General features: G+C 44.6%; 6 protein-coding genes, 1 tRNA gene and 1 pseudogene. 7 read left to right on the top strand and 1 reads right to left on the bottom strand.

Annotation, left to right across the window (positions count from 1 at the left end; all coding sequences use genetic code 11):
• Positions 1 to 101: 101 nt before the first annotated feature.
• The 7 genes and pseudogenes from HMPREF9448_RS03670 (at position 102) to mdh (ending at position 7,999) form a co-directional block, all read left to right on the top strand.
• Complete coding sequence (locus tag HMPREF9448_RS03670) at positions 102 to 2,978, top strand: RHS repeat domain-containing protein (protein WP_157260327.1); 2,877 nt, start codon at positions 102 to 104, stop codon at positions 2,976 to 2,978.
• A 28-nt stretch (positions 2,979 to 3,006) separates the two neighbouring features.
• Entirely contained in the window at positions 3,007 to 4,041 is a 1,035-nt protein-coding gene (locus HMPREF9448_RS03665; RefSeq protein ID WP_008861239.1) for a hypothetical protein, read from the top strand.
• Between the two features lie 103 nt (positions 4,042 to 4,144).
• Positions 4,145 to 4,232: transfer RNA gene (locus HMPREF9448_RS03660), tRNA-Ser, on the top strand.
• Between the two features lie 665 nt (positions 4,233 to 4,897).
• Positions 4,898 to 5,503, top strand: a pseudogene (locus HMPREF9448_RS14805) (copper resistance protein NlpE); the annotation flags it as partial.
• Between the two features lie 30 nt (positions 5,504 to 5,533).
• Complete coding sequence (locus HMPREF9448_RS14800) at positions 5,534 to 5,893, top strand: copper resistance protein NlpE N-terminal domain-containing protein (RefSeq protein ID WP_229042437.1); 360 nt, start codon at positions 5,534 to 5,536, stop codon at positions 5,891 to 5,893.
• Positions 5,894 to 6,258: 365 nt separating this feature from the next.
• Positions 6,259 to 6,870: an L-threonylcarbamoyladenylate synthase gene (locus tag HMPREF9448_RS03650; protein ID WP_008861237.1), complete on the top strand. Its 612-nt coding sequence runs from the start codon at positions 6,259 to 6,261 to the stop codon at positions 6,868 to 6,870.
• Positions 6,871 to 7,060: 190 nt separating this feature from the next.
• Positions 7,061 to 7,999 carry a malate dehydrogenase gene (gene mdh / locus HMPREF9448_RS03645; protein WP_008861236.1) on the top strand — a complete coding sequence of 313 codons (939 nt, stop codon included), beginning with the start codon at positions 7,061 to 7,063 and terminating at the stop codon, positions 7,997 to 7,999.
• 615 nt (positions 8,000 to 8,614) lie between these two features.
• Here the strand turns inward: mdh and HMPREF9448_RS03640 are convergent.
• A complete protein-coding gene (locus HMPREF9448_RS03640; protein WP_008861235.1) occupies positions 8,615 to 11,281 on the bottom strand; it encodes a hypothetical protein in 2,667 nt (888 codons plus the stop codon).
• Positions 11,282 to 11,296 lie beyond the last annotated feature (15 nt).

Raw genomic sequence — 11,296 nt, 5'->3', positions numbered from 1 at the left:
ACTCCATAGGAGGAAGACATCAAGGGGTATTATGGATTTTTGTTTATAATAAAAACTCTTTTTTATACGATTAAATTTGTTCTATCGGTAAAAGATAAGCTATGAGGACACGATTAAATAAAACGCTTTGTATGATCTTGATGGTGACATTGCCTATTGTAGCGCATGCGCAGGACGAGGAATATTTAGTAAATAAGATGCCCGATATAAGTATGACGTCGCCATTGTCTTCCCAGTTCAACAGATTTGAGTTCTATCCGGTGTCCAAAGCGACAGGGGTAGTGGATATCAGCATTCCTTTATTCTCGATACCTATGCCGGACGGCGGTTCACTGCCGTTCAGTATAGCCTATCACGCATCGGGAATCAAAGTGGAGGATCCAGTGGGGATTCTCGGTTACGGGTGGAGTTTGTTGCCGGGACTGCGAGTTACACGAAAGAGTTTCGGGAAAATAGACGAAATGTGTAAACCGGAGAAAATACCGGATAATCCCTATTTGATACACCCTGATTCTGTCGCTTATTGGGCTTCACCGACAACGGATTTTGAATGGTCGTGGGGCTATGACGGCGAGCATGATATCTTTACTGTAAATACATTGAGCGGGAGTTGCAGTTTCATTATCGAGACGAAAGCCAATGGTTACAGCGTACGTCAAATTAAACAATCACCGTTGCGGATAGAGGTCATCGGGTTAAAACACAGGCCGATCGTGGGATTTAAAGTGACCGATACAAACGGGGTGGTTTATTGGTATGGTGATAGGGTGAACGAGCCTCGAAATTTTGTGGTTTGTACGATCACCGAGAATCCGTTAGATGTAGCTTATGTGTTGCGGAAAATAACTTATCCCACGGGGCAGGAGATATTGTTTCATTATAAACCGGTAACAATAAAGTCATTTGCCCGATATCACAACGCTACATTTGTTAAGGCTGAACTTAGTTTTGATTTTGAACATAAGAGTATAAGTGAATTTCAACATGTTGAAAATTATAGGATGAGTTATGACAAGGGTTTGACATCGATCGAGTTCCCTTTGGGGCGTGTGGAATTCAGTTATAATAATAACCCTTCGCGAGCTGAGATATTGAAGCAAATAAAGGTCTTGAACAAGGATGCGAAAGTTATCCGTCGGGTTGATTTTTATTCCGACCTGACAACCGATTTGTTGGGTTCGGTTTCGGTAACCGGCGATGGGACTTATCGATTCAGCTACAATACGCAGTCTTTTGAGAATGTTTATGCGCAAGACAAATTCGGATATTATACCGGGGAGGTGAATGCTGGGATAAATAATTTGTTCCCTCGGTATATTGTACAATTATTAGATAGTATCCAAAGTGTCGGTTGTGGAGATGGGCATTCCGAAGAATCAGCTATGAAAGCGAAGATATTGGAGAAAATTGTTTACCCGACAGGCGGTTATACGACTTTCGAGTACGAAATGAATCGAGCATTGAGCGTGTCGGAAATGACTGGCGATTCGACCGATATCACTTGCGGTTTACGTATCAAACGATTGAGTCAATATGATCCGAGTTCGGGTCAAGAGATAACCAAAAGTTACAAATATGGCTCCAATGAATCGGGATATGGAAGTATTATCGTGAATACATCGGACTGGGGATATGTCTCGGAAAGGACTCAGAAAGTGATCAATATAGTTGATCCTATCGAGAATCCGGAAGGATCGGGAGAGCCTTCTGTATTAGACGCTCATTGGGTAATCGTGAGTGAGAAAAATGCCAATATTACATTGTTTAACGATAATTGCATGGTGTGGTATGACGAGGTGGCGGAATATACGAGTACCGGAGGGAAAACTGTCGAACGGTATGATTATTTATACGACCAATCCAATGCATCGGGAAATAAGGCCATTTATTGGAGTGCTCTGATCGATACTCCGCATCTGATAGACCGCAAAATATACAAGGGAGATCGATTGCAGGAACACACTATTTATAAATACGCCGATAATAACCAGTATATACAGGGTATTCTGGTGAATACAAAAACTTTGTTCGTGGGTAGAACAGGTAAATGTGGGAGTGGACATAATGTATATTGTTTTTCGAAGGCGGCATTTACCGATATATTTAAACCGAGTGTGCTTTATGAAAATACTTCGAGCTCTCAACAGATAGATTATGAAGTGATTGCGTATCCTATTTATGTGGGGTTACAGCATTTGGATTGGACGATAACCAAGCGTTATGACGATAGCGGCGGAACGTTTTTCGAAACGGCGGAATTATATACGTATGACGATCGGGAACGGTTGTTCAACGTGCGGGAAAAACGGGTATATACCAGCGAGGGAGACAGTGTCGCATCGAGGTATTATTATTCATCGGATAATTATGCTGGATATCCACAGCTTGTGAGAGAAGCGATGGAAGCCGGCAATTGCATCACTTCGCCTATTGTGCGAGAATATGTGAAATACAAAGGCGATATCGAGTATGATAAAATCTATACCGAACAGATTCTATACGGAAAAGTAAACAACGATACGTCTGTTGTGCGTCCTGTATCGTATTTTTATCGTGATGGAGGGAACAATGCGTTTGAGAAACAGAGTGATTATACCTATTATGATTCGGGAAAGCTGAAATCAAAAACGGGATTGGATAATCTCACTACCATTTACTTGTGGGGATATAGTTATCAATACCCGGTGGCAGAAATCAAGAATGCCTCTTGGGAGCAAGTAGAGAGTATCATAGGGGATGCCGAGGCTTTCGCTGCGGCTGAAATTCCAGACGGAATGTTGCTGGCCCGATTGCGTACGGAACTGCCGTCGGCACAGGTAACCGTTTATACGTATGAGCCGCTGGTGGGAATTACCTCTTCGACCGATCCTCGGGGGCATACGACTTATTATGAGTATGATGATGTGGGGCGATTGGTGCGTGTGAAAGAGGGGGAGAAAACTACGACATTGTATAAGTACCATTATCGGAATGAATAGAGCGATGAAACGGATAAAGAGAAATGTTATGAATATACGTGTTTTATTATGTACGGCCGGTATTGCAGCTGTACAAGTTTTGTCGGCAATAGAATTGACAGCCGACAGCAACCGGCTGGAAGCCGGGGAGGCATTCGTCAAAATGCTGGTCGAGTACCAAGAACCGGGCAGGGCCGGAACGAAATGCCGGTGGGATTTCCGAGGAATGCAAATCCTTTCGGAGCAACTTCCCGTGGAGTATTTTATTCCGGACAGTTCCCATATGGATATTCTTTGTGGTCGCGAGGGGCGTAACCGTTATTATTACCGGCAAGGAAGCGATAGCCTGTGGTGTGTGGGACATGAGAATGCGACTTTCTATATCGATTATGCTCGTCCCGAACTTTTGTTGCGTTATCCTTTCGCTTATGGCGATTCTCTGACGAGTCGTTTCGAAGGAGCAGGACGGTATGGGCAGCGTATTCCTCTTTTCGTCGGGGGAACGACGACTGTCATAGCCGATGCCGAGGGTGAATTGAGGTTACCGGGAGAGACTTTTGGAAACGCCCTGCGGGTACATACCGCCCGCCGATATGTGAGGATATGTGAAGACAGCTTGTCAGTGAGTGTGGATACGTATGCTTGGTATGTGCCGCAGAATCGTTATCCGGTGTTCGAGAGCGAGACTTCCACGCTGCATGGTACACAGGCCGATACGATACTCTCGGCTGTATCGTTTTACTATCCGCCCGATTATCTGAGTGGGGAGAGTGACCGTAGTGTCGACGATGAATCGATTGAGGAGGAGATCCTACCGATCGAGAGTGTTTTTACCGAGGCGGAGTATCTGCCCAATCCGGTGGAAAGTGACTTGACGATAAAATATAAACTTACTCGTTCGGCTTCGGTGTGGTTCACTTTGCACAGTAGCGCGGGAATTTGTCTGAGACGGACACCGAGTCGTGAGGAAGATGAGGGAGAGTATTCTGTGCTGGTTCCTATGTCGGGGTTAATGCCGGGGGTGTACACATTGTATGTTCATGTGGACGATAAGGTACTTTCTGTAAATATTATCAAGGGGTAGTTTGGGCGGTTGTCGTAAAAATGAGATACTATTTTTGTAAAAACTTTCGTCGAACCCGAAAAATGTATTATATTTGCCACCGTTTTTACGGGATCGACCCGAGGGAGTGATGCTCGAGTGGTTGAAGAGGCACGCCTGGAAAGCGTGTATACGTCAAAAGCGTATCGGGGGTTCGAATCCCCCTTACTCCGCTGGAAAGCCGTTGCAAGTTTTTTGCAGCGGCTTTTTTTGTAAGAGGAACTGGTTTGTTGCGGTGGTAGAAAATGGATCAGTCGATAATTAGTGGGGCTTCTTCTTTTATATACTCTCCCCTTTGTTTCTTCGGTAGTTTTCTTATATTGCTTCGCAACACGGGGAAGAAAGATTAAAGGTATTCAATATCGCTTCTTGAAATCAATTAACTAATATCTTAACCCCTCCGTCACTTCGTGCCACCTCCCCTATCGCACATACGTGCGCAGAGGAGGAGGTTAATGCCTTTCTGTTGAATTGTCTTTGCTTTTTGCTCCTGCTTCGATTTTATGTGCAACACTCCCGTAATGCTACGGGACACGGCAGAGGAGGAGGGGAAATACTTTTAACGAATATCTTAACTCTTCAATATATATCTTTTGGGGTGGTGGGAGCTTGAACATCTATTAAACTAAAACGGGCAGGGAGCTGTTCTTTTTGGATAGATGGGGATTTTAATGTCCCGGTTTGTATGGAATGGAAGATATTTGTGTATATTTGATTTTTCGAATATAGGATATGACTCGATGTGAGGAATAGGAATATCGGTTTTGTCTTGTTTCTATTTTTCCCTTGTCGGGTTTTGAGGTAGGAAATCGAATAAAGAAAATTAAATTTTGAAGATATGAGAACATTATTATTGTCTTTTGCAATCGTGGGATTACTGTGCGGTTGTTCGTCCAAGTCGGATTATGGTGAAGCTAGGGGAATTGTATGTGATGCTACCATGAATACGGTTACTATTGTTACCGACGACAATGACACGTTGTCGTTCAGTACGGTCGCTACCGATAAAAGCGGGGTCGACGGATTGCTGCTGGGCGATACGGCCGAGATTACTTACCGGGGAAAGTATGAAAAGGGAATGGGGGCTTTGAAAATGGTGTCTTATCCGCAAAGAGCGTTACTCGGTGGCGACCGAGACGAGCATGGTTGCATAGGCTCTGCCGGATATGTGTGGAGTGAGGTGTCGCAGGATTGTATACGGGTGTTCGAGAAGGGTATCCGCACGGAGTCGGTTCGAGGGGATAACCGTTCGGTCTATATCGTCTTTTCTCCCGATTCGTCCCAAGTGGAATTGTTTTTCTCCGACGGGCAACCGAATGAGATTTTGGAGCGGCGGACGTTGCCTTCGGGTGGTTTTGCTTGGAATGTGGAGGACGACGATACGAAGAATGTGCGTTTCATAAATGGTTTGTGGACGATCGAACAGCGGGGTGAGGTCATATATTGGGAAGATAGTGCAGCTGCCGACTCGTCGTTGGGCGATTGGCAGGAGCGGACTTATGAGGGGGTACTGCCGGCAGCCGATACACCGGGTATACGTTACACTCTGACGGTGCGTAATCGCGAGTATAGCGGGGACGGGACATTCGTGCTTGCAATGACTTATTTGGAGGCCGAAAACGGGAAGGACGAGACCGTGACTTATACCGGTAGGCGGTTCACTCAACGCGGTTCGGCCGATGACAAGGATGCCGTAGTGTGGCAACTGGTTGCCGACGATGGTACTGTTTTTAATTTCCTTGTGTCAAAAGAGGGTACAAGTCTTACTTTGTTGAATGATAAATTTGAGAAGCCGCAGAGCGGATTGAATTATACGCTTCGGTTGGTGCAGTGATGAATCGGGCTTCATGCCCGATAAAGACGGAATCCCTTTTTCCCGTTTTTATTCAACCCCTCTCCTCAGAAACAACAGTTTCTGAGGTGTCTCCCCTATATTGCTCCGCAACACAGGGGAGAAGTGTTAATGCCTTTCTATTGAATTGTCTTTGCTTTTTGCCTCCTGTTTCGATTTTATGTGCGACGCCCTGTAATACGGGACACGGCTGGGGGAAAGGGGGAATAACCAACTAATGTCTCATTGCATGTACAAAAGGGGGCAATGATTTTTTATCATGCTCTCTTTTTGTTTTATTATATTCTTCTTTAAATATTGTTGAAATATGAAAAGTTCGTTATCTTAGCGACACTTAAACTTGTGCGATGAGGCGATTGAAAATATACGAGGAGAATCCCAACGCTACGGAGATAGGAAAAGCGGTGGAGGTGTTGCGCGAAGGGGGTATTGTGATTTATCCTACCGATACGATTTATGCGTTGGGCTGTGATGCTTTGAACGTGCGTGCTGTGGAGCGGATTTGCCGGATTAAGGGAATCAATCCTCAAAAAGTCAATCTGTCGATTATTTGTCGGGAATTGAGTTGGGTGAGTGAATATGCCAAACTGAATAATTTGTATTTCAAGCTGTTGAAACGTAATTTGCCGGGGGCTTTCACTTTTATATTGCCTACGAGCTCGTCCCTGCCTAAGATTTATAAAAACCGCAAGACGGTGGGGGTGCGTATTCCCGACCATGCCATTACGTTGGCGTTGGTCGAGGCGTTGGGCAATCCGTTATTGACGACGTCGGTGTCTGTTGACGATGAGGAGCCTGAATATGGGACGGATCCGGAGTTGATAGCTGAACGTTATGAGTCGGTCGCCGATTTGATTATCGACGGAGGCGAGGGTGGTACGATACCGTCGACTACGGTCGATTGTACGGGAGACGAGCCTGTGGTGTTGCGCGAAGGTAAGGGCGATTTGCAAGAATAATCTATGTGGATTTGTTAATTTGTTGGCTATTAGATGTATAGCTGTTTTTAAATTTTGCTTAAAAGAATATGCAAAGTTTATACAATTTTAATTGAGGAAATTTTTCCATAATATGGAAATAGTTGTAAATTTGCGAAACATAGAGAACAAGAAAGGTATTATCATATATTAATTTTAAAATCAAACAATTATGTCAAAAGTATCGGTTATCGGAGCTGGAAACGTTGGCGCTACTTGTGCAAACGTGTTAGCATTCAGAGAAATTGCAGACGAAGTCGTTTTGCTCGATATTAAAGAAGGTGTATCGGAAGGCAAGGCTATGGATATGATGCAGGCTGCTGTAACGGCAGGTTTCGCATCGCGTATCAAAGGTGTGACCAACAACTATGAGGCTACCGCCAATTCGGATATGGTTGTTATCACTTCGGGTATTCCCCGTAAACCGGGTATGACTCGCGAGGAGTTGATCGGAGTAAATGCCGGCATTGTGAAGTCGGTCGTAGAGAATGTTTTGAAATATTCTCCCAATGCTGTTATCTTGTGTGTAAGTAACCCGATGGATACGATGACTTATTTGATTCATAAAGTATCGGGTCTTCCCAAAAACCGTATTATCGGTATGGGTGGTGCTTTGGATAGCTCTCGTTTCAAATATTATCTGAGCCAAGCGTTGAATGCCAATCTGTCGGAGGTAGAAGGTTTCGTAATCGGTGGTCACGGCGACACGACTATGATTCCTGTTACTCGTTTCGCTACTTACAAGGGTATTCCTGTTACCGAATTCCTGAGCGAAGAGGCTTTGCAAAAAGTTGCTGCTGACACGATGGTGGGTGGCGCTACATTGACCGGATTGCTGGGAACGTCGGCATGGTATGCTCCGGGTGCTGCTGCCGCTTCGGTGGTAGAAGCCGTATTGGGCGACCAGAAACGTATGGTTCCTTGCAGCGCTTTGCTGGAAGGCGAGTACGGGGAGAAAGACCTCTGCATAGGCGTACCTTGTGTATTGGGTAAAAACGGTATTGAAAAAGTGGTTGAGTTGAAATTGAACGCTGCCGAGAAAGAGGCTTTTGCCAAGAGTGCTGCTGCCGTTCATAAAACTAATGCTGCTCTTGCCGACGCTTTGAAATAAAATTCGATCTGTTTGAATATAGAATGCCGCTCGATATGAACGTATATCGGGCGGCATTTTTTTTGCATGACTTCGAGAGAGGATACTCTTATATCGCTTTATGACACCCCGTAATGCTGCGGGACACGGTAGGGGAGGAGTGTAGAAATCTTTTGACACTATCTTCTTCTGTTTTTTAACCCCTCCGTCACTTCGTGCCACCTCCCCTATCGCACATACGTGCGCAGAGGAGGAGGTTAATGCCTTTCTATTGAATTGTCTTTGCTTTTTGCTCCTGCTTCGATTTATGTGCAACACCTCGTGGTGCTGTGGGGAAGAAGTGTAAAATCTATCCTTCTACCTCAAAAGGAGAATGCCCTTTAACTCCCTCACCTATACCCTGCGGTATGTAGGGCATTCACACACTCCTCCCCTGTGTTTTGCAACGCAAAATATAGGGGAGGAGTGTGTGACGTGACGGAGGGGTTAGATTTTATTAAGAATCTATTAAACAGTGTTTTCAACCCCTTACCGAAGAGTCTGAAATGTGGTTGTCGAACAAGAAATTCATCGCTAAACTTTATCGCCAATCTTCCCTAATTTCTTGCCGAATCCCTTCAATACCTTTTATTCAGTTTACTGTATCATCACTTTCTGTACAATGCGTTCGCCCCGGTCGTTCGATAGGGTGACGATATACGCTCCGGGCGAAAGGGTGGCGGTGGGAATCGTTACTTCTCCCGCCTCGCCGTCCAAGTAGGCGCACCACGCCAAGCGGCCGGTCATCTCGGTGAGCTCGGCCAATCGATAGCCTGTGCCCGGCAAGGTCACAATCAGGGCATCGGAGGTATGGGCGATACGCAGAGAAGAAGATTTATTTTCGACGATACCGCTTACACATGGATCGGGCGTAAAATCATGTTCTGCCAACACTTCGTAGGAATATTCTCCATTTACTTTCTGATACAATAGGTAAAACGGAGGTGTTATACATGTCGTATAGTCCATATAGAATTGAGCCAAAGGATATTCATTGATTTCACCCAATCCGACTACCCATGTGTTGCCGTTGTTCCAAGTGATAGCCTTTCGTTTTTGCCCGTCCACGACTATCGAGTCTATACCTATTACTTCAAATCCCGAATAGGGATCGAGTTCTCCATAAGGGTCGTTTTTCCGGTACATGCGGTCGCCACACCGTTTCCGACCCGGTATTGCATTCCAGTCATCGCCATCTTCGGGTCGGTGATAATACGACCCTTCGTCCATGCGCAGGGTGTCGCCTACTTCCAGCGTAAAATCATACAGGAGTTTATCTACATATTTCCCATCTATACTATCGAGCACGTAGACTTTTTGGTTTTCCTCCCGCACCAGTACCAACTTTTGTCGTGAAACGGATTCATCGAAATCGCAACCTTCGTAACGATACAGCCAGTAATAGACGTTATCGTTCATATAAACGCCTTCGGAATTGAAAACATTTGCAGCTAAATGATATCGGGGAAATATCGTTGTCCCGCTTGGGGCTGCATCGTAATAGGTCCAATCGGCTTCTTTGATAAAGGGAATGTAATTGCCGTCTATAAACGGGTCTACTATGGGGAGTCCCCAATAAGTAGATGCCTTAAAAACAAAGTCTCCGTTCACTCGATAGTAATGCATATCATTTCCACAGGGACAGGTAGGTATGCCATAAAAGGTATGAAAAGGCAGGCTTTCCATATCTCCTAATCCTTCCACCCACGAATAATAGCCTTGAAACGATATGCGTTTCCGAGATTTTCCTCCTATGGTTATCGTATCTACATTCGAAACGACGACTTCTATTTTCTCCCCATGCCGAGAGAGCGGAGACTCGGCCTCGATTGTCCATGTATCGCCTTTCTCCAAAGTGAAATCATACCACGGCCATTCTTTCTCGCCGTCCATAAAATAGACTTTTTTATTTTCTTCCCGCACAAAAGCTATGAGGGTCTGTTCCGAAGATGCAGAAGAATCTCCGGTGAGGGAATACAGACCTTTGTAAGTCTTCCCGTTCATGTTCGTTTCGCCTTGTATCCTATAATGGGTAAATCCCGAAACACTGCCCCAGTTATAATTATAATAACCAAAATCACAATCTTTCACGTAAGGGTCATATGCATAGGTGTCGCCACAAGCCCCCTTGTTCCCGTACTCATATTCGCCGGTGACAAGATTTTTCACATAGGACAAATATATCCAGACATTGCAATCTGGAACACATGGCGCTATGGTGAAGGCGGCGACCAGCCAATCATTTTTCAAACCGCCGATCCCTTCTATTACGTCATGAATAAGATATTCTAACCTTTTACGATAGGTCGAACCCACTTGTATTGTATCTACATAACGGACATCTATCTGCATATAATCCAAAGCCGAACGGCTATATAAGATAGACATATCTCCTTTTTCAAGAGAAAAGTCATAGATTAATCGTTCTTCACGGTTATCGCCGGTTATTTCCCGATAGTACACTTTTTTGTCATTTTCCCTTACTACCACGTAGCAGGGGGTATTCTTTTGCAATCCGCAGGTCGTGTACCTATAAAATTTTTTATATGTCGTTCCATCGATTATCGTGTCGCCTTTTATCTGACAGCGGTAGTCGCCCAGATCGCCGGTGTATCCCCATTCCACTCCTTCACGAACCAAAGGGACATATTCATATTTATCATCTAAATTATCATTCGGTCTTTGCCATTCATTTTTACCGGTGGCAGTATTTTTTACGTATTCGAGTTTATTCTTGGTCTTTTCGTCAAACTCCGAAGTGATTTGATAGAACGGATACAAAATGTTATATCCGGTTTCGGTACTTCCGATTCCCTCGATACATTCTCCTCTTTGGTTTTCCAGTTTTATCATTTTCCTGTATTTCCCGTTTACTAAAATAGAATCGAGGCTTTCTACTTTCATGCCGAAATACCCCGGTTCTGTATGCCATGCCTGCATAATGTCGCCTACTTGTTTTACATTAAAATCATAAATGGGAACTTCTTCGGCATCTTTCGAGTACAAGCGATAAACAACCTTATTCTCTTCCCGGGCATAACCGGCAATTTTATAACTATCCGGATAATCACGGCTACTATTCCCCAGTTGCTTATATACTTTACCATTTATAATTTCCTCGCCAATGAACCGATAAATCTCACCATTTTTATACCCCCACTCTATTCCCTCCCGTACCAAAGGGACATACTCGTATTCCTGTGCTTGCAAGACGCTACCGCTCCATACTATCGACACGGCAATCAACAATAATAGTCTTTTCATATTTCGGTTCCTCCC

Source organism: Barnesiella intestinihominis YIT 11860 (genome assembly GCF_000296465.1).
Taxonomy (GTDB): domain Bacteria; phylum Bacteroidota; class Bacteroidia; order Bacteroidales; family Barnesiellaceae; genus Barnesiella; species Barnesiella intestinihominis.
Note: the sequence above shows the minus strand (reverse complement) of the source record. Positions and strands in the feature narration are given on the sequence as shown.

What these genes read in the sequence shown, in the direction of transcription:
- HMPREF9448_RS03670 (WP_157260327.1), top strand. Translation starts at nt 102, where the DNA reads ATGAGGACACGATTAAATAAAACGCTTTGTATGATCTTGATGGTGACA.
- HMPREF9448_RS03665 (WP_008861239.1), top strand. Translation starts at nt 3,007, where the DNA reads ATGAATATACGTGTTTTATTATGTACGGCCGGTATTGCAGCTGTACAA.
- HMPREF9448_RS03650 (WP_008861237.1), top strand. Translation starts at nt 6,259, where the DNA reads ATGAGGCGATTGAAAATATACGAGGAGAATCCCAACGCTACGGAGATA.
- mdh (WP_008861236.1), top strand. Translation starts at nt 7,061, where the DNA reads ATGTCAAAAGTATCGGTTATCGGAGCTGGAAACGTTGGCGCTACTTGT.
- HMPREF9448_RS03640 (WP_008861235.1), bottom strand. Translation starts at nt 11,281, where the DNA reads ATGAAAAGACTATTATTGTTGATTGCCGTGTCGATAGTATGGAGCGGT.